Source organism: Streptomyces alfalfae (assembly GCF_004127445.1).
Classification (GTDB): domain Bacteria; phylum Actinomycetota; class Actinomycetes; order Streptomycetales; family Streptomycetaceae; genus Streptomyces; species Streptomyces alfalfae.
The window spans coordinates 385,812-401,386 of the sequence record NZ_QEXM01000043.1 but is presented as its reverse complement, the minus strand read 5'-3'; the positions used below and the strand labels follow the sequence as shown (position 1 = coordinate 401,386).

12 protein-coding genes and 1 pseudogene are annotated in these 15,575 nt (G+C 70.5%); 9 read left to right on the top strand and 4 right to left on the bottom strand.

Annotation, left to right across the window (positions count from 1 at the left end):
* Nucleotides 1-88 precede the first annotated feature (88 nt).
* Both DCW30_RS24680 and DCW30_RS36800 read right to left on the bottom strand, forming a co-directional pair.
* Nucleotides 89-958 carry an IS5 family transposase gene (locus DCW30_RS24680; protein ID WP_079249928.1) on the bottom strand — a complete coding sequence of 290 codons (870 nt, stop codon included), beginning with the start codon at nt 956-958 and terminating at the stop codon, nt 89-91.
* A 110-nt stretch (nt 959-1,068) separates the two neighbouring features.
* A complete protein-coding gene (locus DCW30_RS36800) occupies nt 1,069-1,800 on the bottom strand; it encodes a hypothetical protein (RefSeq protein WP_076683600.1) in 732 nt (243 codons plus the stop codon).
* A 1,097-nt stretch (nt 1,801-2,897) separates the two neighbouring features.
* Between DCW30_RS36800 and DCW30_RS24665 the strand changes: the two genes are divergently transcribed.
* A complete protein-coding gene (locus DCW30_RS24665) occupies nt 2,898-4,877 on the top strand; it encodes a recombinase family protein (protein WP_237283335.1) in 1,980 nt (659 codons plus the stop codon).
* On the opposite strand, the pseudogene DCW30_RS24660 reads toward DCW30_RS24665, so the two are convergent.
* Nucleotides 4,774-5,112, bottom strand: a pseudogene (locus DCW30_RS24660) (hypothetical protein); the annotation flags it as partial. The gene DCW30_RS24665 and the pseudogene DCW30_RS24660 overlap by 104 nt on opposite strands.
* Before the next feature lie 104 nt (nt 5,113-5,216).
* Here DCW30_RS24660 and ggt point away from each other — a divergent pair.
* The 8 genes from ggt to DCW30_RS24620 all read left to right on the top strand — a co-directional run bounded on the left by ggt (nt 5,217) and on the right by DCW30_RS24620 (nt 14,477).
* The gene (gene ggt, locus DCW30_RS24655) at nt 5,217-7,058 is read left to right on the top strand and encodes a gamma-glutamyltransferase (RefSeq protein WP_076683594.1); all 1,842 of its coding nucleotides are present in this window, start codon (nt 5,217-5,219) and stop codon (nt 7,056-7,058) included.
* Nucleotides 7,059-7,152: 94 nt separating this feature from the next.
* Entirely contained in the window at nt 7,153-7,404 is a 252-nt protein-coding gene (locus tag DCW30_RS24650; protein ID WP_062780584.1) for a helix-turn-helix domain-containing protein, read from the top strand.
* A 157-nt stretch (nt 7,405-7,561) separates the two neighbouring features.
* Nucleotides 7,562-8,917, top strand: coding sequence for a hypothetical protein (locus DCW30_RS24645; protein WP_076683592.1), 1,356 nt, complete (start codon nt 7,562-7,564; stop codon nt 8,915-8,917).
* A gap of 215 nt (nt 8,918-9,132) precedes the next feature.
* Nucleotides 9,133-9,975, top strand: coding sequence for a nitrilase-related carbon-nitrogen hydrolase (locus tag DCW30_RS24640; RefSeq protein WP_076683590.1), 843 nt, complete (start codon nt 9,133-9,135; stop codon nt 9,973-9,975).
* Entirely contained in the window at nt 9,972-11,255 is a 1,284-nt protein-coding gene (locus DCW30_RS24635) for an aspartate aminotransferase family protein (protein WP_062780581.1), read from the top strand. Before DCW30_RS24640 ends, DCW30_RS24635 begins: the two co-directional genes overlap by 4 nt.
* A 67-nt stretch (nt 11,256-11,322) precedes the next feature.
* A complete protein-coding gene (hydA, locus tag DCW30_RS24630) occupies nt 11,323-12,726 on the top strand; it encodes a dihydropyrimidinase (protein WP_076683588.1) in 1,404 nt (467 codons plus the stop codon).
* Between the two features lie 9 nt (nt 12,727-12,735).
* Entirely contained in the window at nt 12,736-13,734 is a 999-nt protein-coding gene (locus DCW30_RS24625) for a TIGR03842 family LLM class F420-dependent oxidoreductase (RefSeq protein ID WP_076683586.1), read from the top strand.
* Between the two features lie 44 nt (nt 13,735-13,778).
* Nucleotides 13,779-14,477 (top strand): DUF4232 domain-containing protein, encoded by a 699-nt coding sequence (locus DCW30_RS24620; RefSeq protein ID WP_103557369.1) that lies wholly within the window; start codon nt 13,779-13,781, stop codon nt 14,475-14,477.
* Here the strand turns inward: DCW30_RS24620 and DCW30_RS24615 are convergent.
* On the bottom strand, nt 14,443-15,507 hold the full coding sequence (locus tag DCW30_RS24615) for a lipoate-protein ligase LplAB (protein WP_076683584.1): 1,065 nt from the start codon (nt 15,505-15,507) through the stop codon (nt 14,443-14,445). The two genes, DCW30_RS24620 and DCW30_RS24615, sit on opposite strands and share 35 nt — an antisense overlap.
* Nucleotides 15,508-15,575 lie beyond the last annotated feature (68 nt).

The following is a 15,575-nucleotide window of genomic DNA, read 5'->3' as shown; positions in this document are numbered from 1 at the left end:
TGCGGCTCCGCCCCGGGCCGGTCCCTCGCTGTGCCGCTGCAGCCGATTCGCCATTTAGGTCTCTAAGAGGTCGTTTTCTCCCGTTGTTTCATCCCGGAATTTGGTGGTTGGTCTGCGGTGTCGGGTCGCGCCAGGAGATGGTGTTCTCGCCGGTGAGGCGGCGGGCCATGAGGTCGGTCATGGCGATGTGGATGACGGCTTCGGAGCGGGTGGGCAAGGTTTCGTAGTCGCGGGCCAGGCGGCGGTGGAGCATGAGCCAGCCGTAGGTTCGTTCGACCGCCCACCGCTTCGGGATCGGGGTGAAGCCCCTGGTCCCGGGTTTGCGTCCGGTGATTTCCATGTCGATGCGGAGGGCGGCCGCGTGCTCGACGAGGTGCTGGCGGTAGCCGCCGTCCACCCACACCTTTCGGATCCCGGGGTGGTCGGCGGCGACCTGGTCCAGGAGGCGCGTGCCGGCGATCGAGTCCTGCACGCTCGCTGCGGTGACCAGCACCGCGAGGAGGAGCCCGAGCGTGTCGGTGACGATGCTCCGCTTCCTGCCGACGATCTTCTTTCCAGCGTCGATGCCCTGGCCGGTGGCGGGGACGCTGGTGGAGGTTTTGACGCTCTGGGCGTCGATCACGCAGGCCGACGGCTCAGCGTCACGCCCTTCCTTCTCGCGTAACAGCTGCCTGAGCAGGCCGTTGAGCTGGGTGAATACGCCCTCGTCGGCCCATTTGGCGAAGTAGCCGTAGACCGTGTTCCAGTGCGGAAAGTCGTGCGGGAGGTAGCGCCACTGAACCCCGGTCCGGTCCACGTACAAGATCGCGTCCATGATGTCGCGCAGGTCATGTTCCGGCGGCCGGCCGAAGTCCAGGGCCCTGCCCCGGCGCTCGAAGCGCCAGGCCGCCAGCACCGGCTCGATCAACTCCCAGCGTGCATCGGACAGATCACTCGGGTACGGGCGTCGCGTCGGCATGCTTCGGACGTACCGCCGCGGACCGAGTGCGCCCAGGCGCACAGCGACGACAACGGAAGCACTCGGCTGCGAAGGCCGGGCGTCCTGGGATGAGACAGGCACAAGCCACGTCACGCCCCACCTGCCACCCCACCTGACCAGCAAGAACCACCCCGCATCTCCAGCAGCACGAGCATCACACCCTGACGGTCTGAAAACCACTGGATACGCGGGCAGTCCGGGAGAAAACGACCTCTTAGGACGTCGACCGCGGCCCCCGATGCCGCGCACTGTTGGGCGGCCTCCTCGGTCTGCTTTTTCCAGGTCTCGAAGTCGTCGTCGTTGAGACGTTCGGGCAGATCGCCTTCCCAGTAGATGGTCCAGTCCCGGTCCAGGGTGAGGAAGTGGCGCCCGCAGCTCTGGCGGAACCTCTCGTAGTCCTGAAACTTCTGGACCTCGGCGAAGGTGACGACCTCGATGAAGGCCGGACCGATACGGACGTCGCCAGGGCCGCCGCTGGCTTTCGCCGGTTCCAGCTCGACCGGGAGTCCGCGGGTCGCCCCCATGAGGGCGAGCCGGGCCTGCGTCTGAGTGTGCAAGAACCGGGACAGGGTGACGTCGCGGCGGGCATCGCGCCTGAGCGAGGCAAGGCCGGGCACCCCGGCAGCCTGCAGATAGGCGTACGCGGCCCACCACCGCACCGCCTCCACCCCCGCTCCCGGCGCAGCTCCGATGATGATCTGAAGTACCGGGGCCGTGTTGCCCAGACCGACGAAGGTGTCGCTGGCCCGGCCCGAATTGTGGAAGGGGGTCACGGCCTTGGGCAGCCAGCGGCTATGGAAGAACTCGGTGAGGTCGGCCACCGGTAGTCGGCGCCCTCCGGGCGACCGAACCACGCCTCCCAGTCAATCGCCCGGAGACCCTGGTCGATTGCCCGCCATATCTCTTCGTCCCGAGGGTGCATGCCCGACATCATGGCGGATCGGTAGACGAGGACGTGGGGGTTTTCCCGAGCGGGTCACCCTTCCCGGCCCGCTTTGCACCAGCCCTTCGTCCGGTGCCCACATCACAGCAACAGTGGACAGGGACTTCGGATCGCTCCCGACGGACACCTCTTGCACGCCCGCTGTGACGGTGGCTACCGGGATACAGGGCCGTGTCTCCTGAAGGGCACGGGCACGAAGCGACCGAGAGGCCATTCCCCTGGATTGCCTCTTATCACGCGAAAGATGGTCGACTCACCAGTGCCGATCTTGCGTTCCTACCAGCTCACCCCTCGCTGGCGGCGAGCTTACAGAGCCTTCCCGGTTCATGATGCAGCGCGCAACATAGACCACGATCGCCGGTTGGCCAAACCGGCGATCGTGGTGACCATTGGTAGCGGTCGTGCTCCCTGTGCCAGGCGGTGGGGAGAAGCAGGATCGATGAACGACGCTGCCCACTGGAAGAGGGGTGGAGAGTGGTCTGACGTGGCCGAGCCACAACCTTCGCAAGCGCTGGTGTCACTGCCGAGGAAATCCTAACTTTTAGCTACGGCAACATAGAGGCTCATGCGTGCATCGCATTACAAAGCAGAATTCCCGATGTGAACAGGGTTTTTGAGGTGAGAAATGCCAAAGATCGTAAAGGAGGATGCCTATGCAAAATGGGAACTCTATACCGGTTGACGCGGCCGGTAAGTGGCTATGTGAACACTTCAAAGACGACCCAGCGCCCCGGGTCGACATCAGCTTCAGGGACGAGGAGCCGGACCCGGTGGCATACCGGCGCATCCTAGAGATCCTCTTCCGGCCTCGCACCGACACCCCCGCAGCATAGAATTTACGCCACATGGGCGACCCCGGCGGCACCGCAAATGCCCCGGGGTCTGGCCAGTCGCGAAGGGACTGACATGGGCAAGGCTCTCACGCGTGCAGTTGACACCGCACTGCGAACCACCGGTACGGCCACACTACGGGCCGTGGACTACCTCCGCGTGTCCACCGAAGAACAGGTCGACGGATACGGCATCGCCTACACCGGAAAGAAGACCGTCCGCCACATCCAGAAGAAGGGATGGGAGCACGTCGGCACATACGCCGACGAAGGCTTCAGCGGCAGCCTGGAGGCCGACGACAGGCCGGACCTGCGACGCCTCATGAAGGACGCCCGCAAGACCCCACGCCCCTTCGACATGGTCGTGGTCAATGAGGGCCGCGGCATCGGCCGCACCGGCCGCGCCTTCTGGAAATGGGTCTGGGACCTCGAAGACCTCGGCGTATACGTTGCAGTGGTCAAGAAGGACTACGACAACTCGACACCGGCCGGCCGCAGCCAGATGCGCAAGGACGCCGACTACGCCGAAGAAGAGCGCGAGCTGATCCGTGAACGCACCCAGGGCGGCATCCAGGAAAAGGCCGAGGACGGCCTCTACCCAGGCGGCATGGTCCCCTTCGGCTGGGACGTCGCCGAACGCGGCAAGAAGGGCGTCTCGCACTACGTCGTCCACAAGGAGGAGGCGGCGACCCTGCGCCGAGCGCGGGAAGTCTTCCTAGAGAGGCGCAGCTGGGAGGAGACGGCGTTGCTCCTCAACAGCGAGAAGCGCCTGACCCGGTCCGGAAACGGCTGGACCGCTAAAAACATCCGCTGTCGCCTCCTGGGGGACGCGGCCCTGGAAAGCCACGTCATATGGCGAGGCCACAACGCTCAGCGAGACCAGGACGGCAACCCGATCTATGGGGAAACCGTCGTGATCGACCTCCCGTCGATCTTCACGGACGAGGAGGTCCAGGAGCTGAAGTGCGCAATGGCGAGCCGCCCGCCGTCGACCAAGACCCGCTCCCGCACCTACCTCCTGACCGGCCTCATGACCAGCCCCTGCGGCAAGACCTACGAGGGCCACCAACACCGCCCCACAGAAGTCATCTACCGATGCAAGGGCCGACACGAGTCGTACGCCGGAGCGGGCGACCGCTGCACATGCCCCTACCTCGAAGCCACCAGCATCGAGAAGCAGGTCTGGAAGGACGTAATCGCGACGCTCGGCGACGCCGACCGCATGAAAGCAATGGCCCAAGATTGGCTCAACGCCACCAGCCACAAGCGCATCGACTACACCAAGCGCATCTCCGAACTGGACCAACGGATCGCCGAAACCGAAGACCTCATCGACATCACCGCAGCCACTGCCGCCAAACGCGCCCTGCGCCGCGGCCTGACCCGCGAGGAGGCCGAGGAGGCCGCAGAGCGGGCCGCCAAACCCCACGAAGACGAACTCGCCGGGCTGGAGAAGCTACGCCATGAGGCAGAAGCGTGGCAGAGGGAGGCCGCAGAGGCAGGCCACTGGCTTCAGAACCTGGAGCGCCTGGCCGAGGTCGCCGGCCGCAACCTGCAGGACGTCGAGCCCGCCGAAAAGGCCGAGCTGCTGCGCATGATGAAGACACGTGCGGAAGTCCTCCGCTGCGCTCCGAGGCGCAAGGGCGTTGCCTGTGCGGTACGGGAGTGGTTCGTGGCCGCCGACCGCGGCGTCCCCGTCCTCACAGACGATGCCTGGGAGCGGATCGCACCGCTGATGGGCGGTCCGCGCTGCACCATCGACCGCCGGGTGATGTTCGAAGCGCTCCTGGAGAAGGCCATCTCGGGTGCCCGCTACAAGGAGCTGACGCCGAAGTTCGGCGTGGACTGGAAGACGCTGCAGACGCAGGCGAACCGATGGCTGAGCCGGGGCGTCTGGGCTGAGGCGATGAAGCTGTTGGCCGACGTGGAGTCGGTCCCGGCTTGGCGACCGGGCCCGGTGGAGATCAAGGTGACCTTCGCACCGCTGGCTATTGAGTCGAGAGTAGGAGTCGAGGAACGAGACGGTTGGCCACCGGGCTCCCCACGCAGAACTCCGTGCGCTCGCCGAAGCCCTGCTGGACCGCGTCGTGCGCGACGATCTGCGCGTGCGCCCCGCACTCCCTGATCACCCCGGCGAGTTCGAGGAGCGCCGACACGTCGTGGCGGACCACGCTCAGCTCGGGGCCGTTCGCGTCACGGTTGACGACGAGCAGCGACTCCGCGTTCTCGGGCAGCCCGAAGAAGGCCTGCTCGCGGCGGAGCCCGCGCTTGGACAGCCGGCTCCGGGCGAGCCAGCCGAGTACGGCACTGACGCCGACCGCGATCAGGCCGAGGACGATGATGCGCAGGTCTCCAGTCATGGGGGCGCATGGTAGCGGCAGGGCAGAACTCTGTTCGGGTCGGTCCTTACGCGATGGGGAACTCGAAGTTACGCTGCGCGGACGGTTGTTGACAGGAGGTACGAATGCGTCGCGCTGTCGTACGTAATCTGACGCTATGGGCGGTCGGAGGGGTATTGGTGTCGGTCGGCGCCGCCGCGCCCCCTTCGCCTGGGCGATCGACGGAACCGGCCCCCGCGGCCGGTGCGCCCGCCGAGAAGGCGCCGGTCGCCGAGAAGGTCCCGGTCGCCGTCGGCCACGGCGGAGCGGTCGCCAGTGTCGACGCCGACGCCTCGGCCGCCGGCATCGAGGTCTTGCGGAAGGGCGGCAACGCCGTGGACGCCGCGGTCGCCACGGCCGCCGCGCTCGGCGTCACCGAGCCGTACTCGGCGGGTGTGGGCGGGGGCGGGTACTTCGTCCACTACGACGCCAAGACCCGCCGGGTCAGCACCATCGACGGCCGCGAGACGGCCCCCCGCACCGCCGACTCCCGGCTCTTCCTGGAGAACGGCAAGCCGATCCCCTTCGCCGACGTGGTCACCAGCGGGCTGAGCGTGGGCACCCCCGGCACGCCCGCCACCTGGCAGTCGGCACTCGACAAGTGGGGCAGCAGACGGCTGGGCACGCTCCTGAAGCCCGCCGAGCGCCTGGCGCGTGACGGCTTCACCGTCGACTCGACCTTCCGCTCGCAGACCGAGTCGAACCAGAAGCGGTTCGCCGACTTCCCCGCGTCGGCGGAGCTGTTCCTGCCGGGCGGCGAGCTCCCGAAGGTCGGCTCGACGTTCAAGAACCCCGACCTGGCCCGCACGTACGCGGAGCTGGGCCGCAAAGGTGTCGGCGCGCTGTACCACGGCAAGCTCGCCAAGGACATCGTGCGCACCGTGAACAAACCGCCCGTCGACCCGGACTCCGGCCGCGAGGTCCGCCCCGGCGACCTCTCCCTCAAGGACCTCGACAGGTACACGGTGAGGGGCCAGAAGCCCACGAAGACCTCCTACCGGGGCCTCGACGTGTACTCCATGGCGCCCTCCTCCTCGGGCGGCACCACGGTCGGCGAGGCCCTCAACATCCTGGAGCGCACCGACCTCTCCAAGGCCTCGAAGACCAGGTACCTGCACCGCTACATCGAGGCGAGCCGCATCGCCTTCGCCGACCGGGGCCGCTGGGTGGGCGACCCCGCCTTCGAGGACGTCCCGGCCAAGGAGCTGCTCTCCCAGCGGTACGCGGACACGCGCGCGTGCCTCATCAAGGACGACGCCGTGCTCAAGAGCCCGCTCGCCCCCGGCGACCCGCGCCACCCCAAGGCGTGCACCGCGGGCGACAAGGCGACGCCGACGACGTACGAGGGGGAGAGCACCACGCACCTCACCGCCTCCGACAAGTGGGGCAACGTCGTCGCCTACACCCTCACCATCGAGCAGACCGGCGGCAGCGGCATCACCGTGCCGAACCGCGGCTTCCTGCTCAACAACGAGCTGACGGACTTCTCGTTCGCGCCCGCCGACCCGAAGGTGCACGACCCGAACCTGCCGGGCCCCGGCAAGCGCCCGCGCTCCTCGATGGCGCCGACGATCGTCCTGAAGGACGGCAAGCCCGTGGTGGCGCTCGGCTCACCGGGCGGCGCCACCATCATCACCACCGTCCTGCAGACCCTGACCGGCTTCGTCGACCGCGGTCTGCCGCTGGTCGAAGCGATCGCGGCGCCTCGCGCGAGCCAGCGCAACGCCGCGCAGACCGAGCTGGAGCCGGGCCTCTGGGACAGCTCGCGGCGCGCGTCCCTGGAGAAGCTCGGGCACTCCTTCAAGCGCAACCCCGAGATCGGCGCCACGACCGGCGTCCAGCGCCTCCCGGACGGCAGGTGGCTCGCCGCGGCCGAGAAGGAGCGCAGGGGCGGCGGCTCCGCCATGGTGGTGCGCCCCGGGAAGTGAGACACGGCCGGGGGCCGGCCCACTTGGGGCCGGCCCCGCGGGCCGTGCGGCGACGGCCCGCTCCCCGCCGGCTGCGGGGTCGTACGATGGCCGCATGGTACGGACACCTTTGACGCCAGAGGAGCGCGAGCGCGGCGAGCGGCTCGGGCGGCTGCTGCGGGACGCGCGGGGCGTGCGGACCATGGTGGCGGTGGCCGCCGAGGCGGGCCTCTCCGCGGAGACCCTGCGGAAGATCGAGACGGGCCGGGCCCCGACGCCCGCGCTCTTCACCGTGGCGGCGCTCGCCTCCGTGCTCGGGCTCTCGCTGGACGATCTCGTCGAGCGGTGCGAGCTGCTGGCGGCGTGAACCCGCGGTGACCGCGCGGGCCCCGCCCCCGGCGGCGCTGAGGCCCCGCCGGGGCGGCGTCGCGCCCGGGTCAAACCGCGTGTAGTCGTCCCGTAAAACGTCTGGTGTTATCTTCCGGACCGGAATACTCCTGTCTGCACGGGGCGGAGCTGGTCGCATGACAGTGGGACAACTCCCGGATCAGGTCGGGGAGTTCGCGAAGTACCTGCGGGAACTGGTGGGGCGGCTCGACCAGGGCGCCGGCTGGTGCGGTGTGTTCTGGCAGCGCGACCCGGACGGCATGCGGGCCTGCCTGGACGGCGTCGAGGTGCCGCCCTGGGACGTGGTGCAGGCGCTGCTGCACGACCTCGCGGCCGACCGCGGGGTGGCGGAGGCCGAGCGGGAGGCGGAGCGGGCGCGCACCCTGCACCGCGCCTCGCTCACGGCGTACGACGCGCGGCCCGGCGCCCGAGAGCTGCTGAGCGATCGGCTCGACATGATGCTCAGGGAGCAGCGGATCGCCGCGGAGCGGGAGGCGGAGCTCACCCGGCGGCTCGCCGGGGCCACAGGGCCCGAGGCCGATGGCGTCGGTCTCGACCTGGCATGGGTGCGCGACGACCACGAGCGGGCGTCCGCGCGGTGCGTGGAGCTCCGGGAGCGCATGGACCGCCTCGACGCGGCGGAACGGCCCACGTGGGTGGAGTTCGGCCCCGGCGCGGTGCGGGCGGACCCCGGCGTGGCGGCTTCCGCCCCCGGACGGGCCCTCGGCGACGTGCCCGCGACGGAGGCGGCGTCCCCCGGCCCCTGGTTCGAACCGGCCCTGCTCGATCCGGACGACATGGGCGGCATGGACGACAGGGGTGACCCGTATGGCCCGGACGGCGGACACGCACCGGACACGGGCGCCCCGCACGACACGAGTGCTCCGTACGACACGAGTGCCGCGTACGACATAGACACCTCCCACGACCCAGGCACCCCCCACCACCCAGGCGCCCCCCGCGACACCGGCCCCCACGACGCGCCCGCCACCGTCGAACTCCTCGCCCGGCTCCGCAAGGAGGGCCGCAGCGGTGAGGCGCACGGCGTCCTGGTGGAGGTCGCGGGGTGGCCCGCCGACCGGCTGCCCGAGCTGGCAGGTGAGCTGCACCGCGCGGGGCTCGGCGCGGACTGGGCGACCCTGCTGTGGGAGGCCGCGTCCCTGCCGCCCGACCGCCTGGTGGCCCTCGCCGACGCCCTCGCGGGGGCGGGCCGCGCCGACGACTGCCGCAAGCTGCTGCGGCAGGGCGTCGCGCGCCCCGCCCCGGAGATAGCCGAGGCGATCCTCGCGCTGCTCGACGCGGGCCGGGAGCGCGAGGCGCGCGCCCTGCTGGACTCCTACCACCGCGTCCGCACCCCCGAGGACGCGGCGGCCTGCGCGCACGCCGCCCCCCACCGGCTCATCCCCCTGCTCCTGGAGACGGCGCGGGCGGTCTCCGAGGAGCACCACTGGGACCTGGTGCACGCCCTGCGCGTCGCCGGGTTCAGCGCCTGACCCGATCCGCCCCTGCCCTTACGCCGGCGCTCGGTGTCCGTTCTCGCCCGCTCGGGTACGAAACATGATCGACTCCGGCGGTTGACGACGATGGTCTTGCTCAGCCCGCCGCACGGGCTTACGTTTTCCTCTCTACGCACCCGGTCTACGTGCGTAGAGGCTCTCTGACGTCCTCTCAAGGGCAGTCCCTCCAAGGGCAGGTGAAGGAGCAGCTCATGGTCAACGTCGTACGCGCCGCACTGGTCCAGGCGACCTGGACAGGCGACAGCGAATCCATGATCGCCAAGCATGAGGAACATGCCAGGGAGGCCGCCCGGCAGGGGGCGAAGGTCATCGGGTTCCAGGAGGTCTTCAACGCCCCCTACTTCTGCCAGGTCCAGGAGGCCGAGCACTACCGCTGGGCGGAGCCCGTGCCGGACGGGCCGACCGTCACGCGCATGAAGGAGCTCGCCCGCGAGACCGGCATGGTGATCGTCGTCCCCGTCTTCGAGGTCGAGCAGACCGGCTTCTACTTCAACACGGCGGCCGTGATCGACGCCGACGGCGCCTACCTCGGCAAGTACCGCAAGCACCACATCCCCCAGGTCAAGGGCTTCTGGGAGAAGTACTACTTCAAGCCGGGCAACCTCGGCTGGCCCGTGTTCGACACCGCGGTCGGCAAGGTCGGCGTCTACATCTGCTACGACCGCCACTTCCCCGAGGGCTGGCGCCAGTTGGGGCTGAACGGCGCCCAGATCGTCTACAACCCCTCCGCCACCTCGCGCGGCCTCTCGGCGTACCTGTGGCAGCTCGAACAGCCCGCGGCGGCCGTCGCCAACGAGTACTTCATCGCCGCGATCAACCGCGTCGGCCAGGAGGAGTACGGCGACAACGACTTCTACGGCACGTCGTACTTCGTCGACCCGCGCGGCCAGTTCGTCGGCGACCCCGCGAGCGACAAGGACGAGGAACTCGTCGTCAGGGACCTGGACCTCGCGCTCATCGAGGAAGTGCGTCAGCAGTGGGCGTTCTACCGCGACCGGCGTCCCGACGCCTACGAAGGGCTGGTGCGGCCGTGACCGACCTGTACGACCGCCACAAGGCGGTCCTGCCCGACTGGCTCGCCCTCTACTACCGGCGGCCCATCGAGATCACCCACGGCGAGGGCCGGCACGTCTGGGACGCCGAGGGCCGCAAGTACCTCGACTTCTTCGGCGGCATCCTCACCACCATGACCGCGCACGCCCTGCCCGAGGTCACCAAGGCCGTGGCGGAGCAGGCCGGACGGATCATCCACTCCTCGACGCTCTACCTCAACCGGCCGATGGTCGACCTCGCCGAGCGCGTCGCCGCCCTCTCCGGCATCCCCGACGCCCGCGTCTTCTTCACCACCTCCGGCACCGAGGCCAACGACGCGGCGCTGCTCCTGGCCACCGCCCACCGCCGCTCCAACCAGATCCTGGCGATGCGCAACAGCTACCACGGCCGCAGCTTCACGGCCGTCGGCATCACCGGCAACGCCTCCTGGTCGCCGACCAGCCTCTCGCCCCTCCAGACGCTGTACGTGCACGGGGGCGTCCGCAGCCGGGGGCCGTACGCCGCGCTGAGCGACGCGGAGTTCACCGCGGCCTGCGTCGCCGACCTGCGGGACATGCTGGGGCAGGGGCGCGGGGGAGTGGCGGCGCTCATCGCCGAGCCGATCCAGGGCGTCGGCGGCTTCACCTCGCCGCCCGACGGGCTCTACGCCGCCTTCAAGGAGGTCCTGGACGAGCACGGCATCCTCTGGATCTCCGACGAGGTGCAGACGGGCTGGGGCCGCACGGGCGAGCACTTCTGGGGCTGGCAGGCGCACGCGGCGAGCGGGCCGCCGGACATCCTGACGTTCGCCAAGGGCATCGGCAACGGCATGTCGATCGGCGGTGTGGTGGCCCGCGCCGAGGTCATGAACGGCCTCGACGCCAACTCCATCTCCACCTTCGGCGGCTCCCCGGTCACCATGGCGGCCGGCCTCGCCAACCTCACGTACCTCCTGGAACACGACCTCCAGGGCAACGCCCGGCGCGTCGGCGGGCTCCTCATCGAGCGGCTCCGGGCCGTCTGCGCCCAGGCGCCCGCCGTGCGCGAGGTCCGCGGGCGCGGCCTGATGATCGGCGTCGAGCTGGTCGACCCCGGCACCGGCGGGCCCGACCCCCGGGCGGCGGCCGCCGTGCTCGAAGCGGCCCGCGAGCGCGGCCTGCTGCTCGGCAAGGGCGGCGGCCACGACACCAGCGTCCTGCGCGTCGCCCCGCCCCTCTCCTTGACCGTCGCGGAGGCGGAGGAGGGCGCGTCGATCCTGGAGGAGGCCCTGCGCAGCGCCTAGCCGTGCCGCTCGGCGACGGCCGGCCGGGCCGCCGGCCGTGTCGTCCATCAGAGAGGGAGCGCACCACATGAGCAACCGCACCCTGATCCGCGGCGGCCTCGTCATCACCGCCGCCGAGGAGACATACGCCGACGTCCTGATCGAGGACGGCAGGATCGCCGCCCTCGCCGCGAGCGGCAGCGAGGCGGCGCGGGCGTGGACCGCCGAGCGCGTCATCGACGCCACGGACAAGTACGTCATCCCCGGCGGGGTCGACGCCCATACGCACATGGAGTTCCCGTTCGGCGGGACCGCGTCGTCGGACACCTTCGAGACCGGCACCCGGGCGGCGGCCTGGGGCGGCACGACCACCATCGTCGACTTCGCGGTGCAGTCCGTGGGGCGCTCCCTGCGCGAGGGCCTGGACGCCTACCACGCGAAGACGGACGGGACGTGCGCGATCGACTACGCCTTCCACATGATCGTCTCCGACGTCGACGAGTCGTCGCTCAAGGAGATGGACGGCCTCGTGGGCGAGGGCGTGACCTCGTTCAAGCTGTTCACCGCCTACCCCGGGGTGTTCTACAGCGACGACGGCAAGATCCTGCGCGCCATGCAGAAGGCCGCCACGAACGGCGCGCTGATCATGATGCACGCGGAGAACGGCATCGCCATCGACGTCCTGGTCCAGCAGGCCCTCGCCCGCGGCGACACCGACCCCCGCCACCACGGCGAGGTGCGCAGGGCGCTCCTCGAGGCGGAGGCCACGCACCGCGTCATCCAGCTCGCCCGGGTCGCCGAGGCGCCGCTGTACGTCGTGCACGTCTCGGCCGAGGAGGCGGTGGCGGAGCTGGCGGCGGCGCGGGACAAGGGGCTCCCGGTCTTCGGCGAGACCTGCCCGCAGTACCTGTTCCTGTCCACGGACAACCTCGCGGAGCCGGACTTCGAGGGCGCGAAGTACGTGTGCTCGACGCCCCTGCGACCCCGCGAGCACCAGGCGGCGCTCTGGCGCGGCCTGCGCACCGACGACCTCCAGGTGGTCTCCACCGACCACTGCCCGTTCTGCTTCACGGGCCAGAAGGAGCTGGGCCGCGGCGACTTCTCCAAGATCCCCAACGGGCTCCCCGGCGTGGAGAACCGCATGGACCTGCTCCACCAGGCGGTCGTGGACGGCCGCATCACGCGCCGCCGCTGGATCGAGATCGCGTGCGCCGCGCCGGCACGGATGTTCGGCTTCTACGGCAAGAAGGGCACGATCGCGCCGGGCGCCGACGCGGACGTCGTCATCTACGACCCGGCGGCCGAGCAGACCATGTCGGCGGCGACGCACCACATGAACGTCGACTACTCCGCGTACGAGGGCAAGCGGGTGCGCGGACAGGTGGAGACGGTCCTCTCGCGCGGTGAACTCGTCCTCGAGCGGCGGGAGTTCCGAGGGAGGGCGGGGCACGGGGCGTTCGTGCCGCGCGGGCTGACGCAGTACGTGAACTAGGAGACCGCCATGGAATTCGGACTCGTCCTGCAGACCGACCCGCCCGCCTCGACCGTCGTGGGACTGATGCGGCGCGCGGAGCGCAACGGCTTCCGGTACGGCTGGACCTTCGACTCCGCCGTCCTGTGGCAGGAGCCGTTCGTCATCTACAGCCGCATCCTGGAGCACACCACGCGGCTGACCGTCGGCCCCATGGTCACCAACCCCGGCACCAGGACCTGGGAGGTCACCGCCTCGACCTTCGCCACGCTCAACGACATGTACGGCAACCGCACCGTCTGCGGCATCGGGCGCGGCGACTCCGCGATGCGGGTGGCGGGCCGCAGGCCCCACACGCTGGCCCGGCTCGGCGAGGCGATCGACGTCATCCGCGACCTCGCCGAGGGGCGCGAGGCGGACGTCGACGGTCAGCCGCTGCGGCTGCCGTGGGTGCGGGACGGGAAGCTGCCGGTGTGGATGGCCGCGTACGGCCCGAAGGCGCTGGCACTCGCCGGGCAGCGGGCCGACGGCTTCATCCTCCAGCTCGCCGACCCCTTCCTCACCGCGTACATGGTCAAGGCCGTGCGGGACGCGGCGGCCGATGCCGGGCGTGACCCGGCGGACGTGAAGATCTGCGTGGCCGCGCCCGCCTACGTGGGCGACGACCTGGCGCACGCCCGCGAGCAGTGCCGGTGGTTCGGCGGCATGGTCGGCAACCACGTCGCCGACCTCGTCGCCAGGTACGGCGAGCACTCCGCGATGGTGCCCGAGGCCCTGACCGCCTACATCAAGGCCCGCGAGGGCTACGACTACAGCCACCACGGGCGGGCCGGGAACCCGGACACCGCCTTCGTGCCCGACGAGATCGTCGACCGGTTCTGCCTCGTCGGCCCCGTCGAGTCCCACGTCGAACGGCTGCGGGAGCTACGGGAGCTGGGCGTCGACCAGTTCGCGGTGTACGCGATGCACGACGCGAGGGAGGAGGTCATCGACGCGTACGGCTCGACGGTCGTCCCGGCGCTGAGCTGATCAGCGCACGGCCCCCCATGCCATGGCCATGGCATGATCTCCGCGTGACCGTGACGCCGAGACCGCTCCGCCGCGCCGTTTTCCTCGCCGCGGCCCCGCTGCTGCTCACCGGCTGCGGGCTCGCCGCGGAGCTGGACCGGGAGGCGAACCCGGCGCGCGAGACGACCACGGCCGAGGTCACGCCGGACCGGCCCGCCGAGCCGTCCGGCCGCGCGCCCGGCCCCACCGGGCCGCCGGCCGCCGGCGCCACCCCCTGCCCCGCCTCGGGCTTGCGGATGTCGCCCGGCATGGTGACCGCCGCCATGGGGCTGCGCGCGATGTCCGTGACGCTGACCAACTGCGGCAAGGGCGTGCGCGAGGTGAACGGCTACCCCGACATCCGCGTGCGCGGCCTCGACCGGCAGTTGTTCTCCGTGACCGTGCTCAAGGGCACCGAACCGGTGACCACCATGGACGACCCGGGGCCTCGGCGGGTGCGGCTGCGTCCCGGCCAGTCGGCGTACACCTCGCTCGTCTGGCGGTACTCGGCCGTGCACGCCGCCACCCGCGAGGGAAGCGGCGTCTACGTCGAGATCGGCCCCGCCGAGGGCGCCGCGCGCCAGACCATCGAACCCGACGGCGGCCTCGACATCGGCGAGACGGGCATGCTCGGCACCACGGCGTGGCAGCGGAGCCCCGAGGACGACGGCCCCGCCGGGTCCCGGCCCGCTACGGAACGCGCGCCGTCCACTCCGGGTTCGTGAACTTCGTCCGCACCAGCTCCTCCGCCCGCGCGCGCTCGGCGTCCGTCACGCCGCCGGGGGTCAGGCCGTAACGGGCCCCGAACGAGGCGATCATGCGGTCGATCACCGCCTCCCGGGGCAGACCCGTCTGGCGGCGCAGGGGATCGACACGCTTCTTGGCGCTCTTCGTGCCCTTGTCCGACATCTTCTCCTTGCCGATGCGCAGCACCTCCAGCATCTTGTCGGCGTCGATGTCGTAGGACATGGTCACGTGGTGCAGGACCGCGCCCGTGCCCCCCTCGGGAGCCACCACCCGCTTCTGCGCCGCCCCCGCGATCTTCCCCGCGTCCGTCGCGATGTCGTTGAGCGGCTGGTACCACGCCTTGATGCCCATGTCCGCGAGGGCGCCGAGCACCCAGTCGTCGAGGTAGGCGTAACTGTCCTGGAAGGAGAGCCCCTGCACGAGGGCGTCCGGCACGGAGAGGGAGTAGGTGATGGTGTTGCCGGGCTCCACGAACATCGCCCCGCCACCGGAGACGCGCCGCACGACGTCGACGCCGTGCCGGGCCGCGCCCTCCGGGTCCACCTCGTTGGCGAGCGACTGGAAGCTGCCGATGATCACCGAGGGGGACGCCCACTCCCACACCCGCAGCGTCGGCGGACGCCGTCCCGCCGCGACCTCCTGGGTCAGGACCTCGTCCAGGGCCATGTGCAGGGCGGGCGACTGCGGCCCCTCGTGCACGAGCTGCCAGTCGTAGTCCGTCCAGTTCGTCGCCTGCGCCAGGGCGCGGCGCACCGCGATGCCGAGCCCCTCCGACGTGAGGCCGTACATCACCGTGCCCTCCGGGAGTGCCGCGTCGACGCGGGCCGCGAGACCCGCGGCGTCGGTGTCGGCGGGGGCGCCGTCGAGCGCGCCGTTGATCGCCTCCAGCGCCTCGTCCGGCTCCAGGAAGAAGTCACCGGCCACGCGCACGTGCCGCAGCACGCCGTCCGCCACCTCCAGGTCCACCACGACGAGCTTGCCGCCGGGAACCTTGTACTCACCGTGCACCGTGCGCCTCCATGCCCCTGTTGTTCCGTGATCGCCTCCCACGCTAACCGAGTGCCGGAATGTCCGAT

Excerpts from the sequence above, each read along its gene's own strand:
- DCW30_RS24625 (WP_076683586.1), top strand. The coding sequence starts at position 12,736 with ATGGAATTCGGACTCGTCCTGCAGACCGACCCGCCCGCCTCGACCGTC.
- hydA (WP_076683588.1), top strand. The coding sequence starts at position 11,323 with ATGAGCAACCGCACCCTGATCCGCGGCGGCCTCGTCATCACCGCCGCC.
- DCW30_RS24680 (WP_079249928.1), bottom strand. The coding sequence starts at position 958 with ATGCCGACGCGACGCCCGTACCCGAGTGATCTGTCCGATGCACGCTGG.
- DCW30_RS24645 (WP_076683592.1), top strand. The coding sequence starts at position 7,562 with ATGACAGTGGGACAACTCCCGGATCAGGTCGGGGAGTTCGCGAAGTAC.
- DCW30_RS24640 (WP_076683590.1), top strand. The coding sequence starts at position 9,133 with ATGGTCAACGTCGTACGCGCCGCACTGGTCCAGGCGACCTGGACAGGC.
- DCW30_RS24650 (WP_062780584.1), top strand. The coding sequence starts at position 7,153 with ATGGTACGGACACCTTTGACGCCAGAGGAGCGCGAGCGCGGCGAGCGG.
- ggt (WP_076683594.1), top strand. The coding sequence starts at position 5,217 with ATGCGTCGCGCTGTCGTACGTAATCTGACGCTATGGGCGGTCGGAGGG.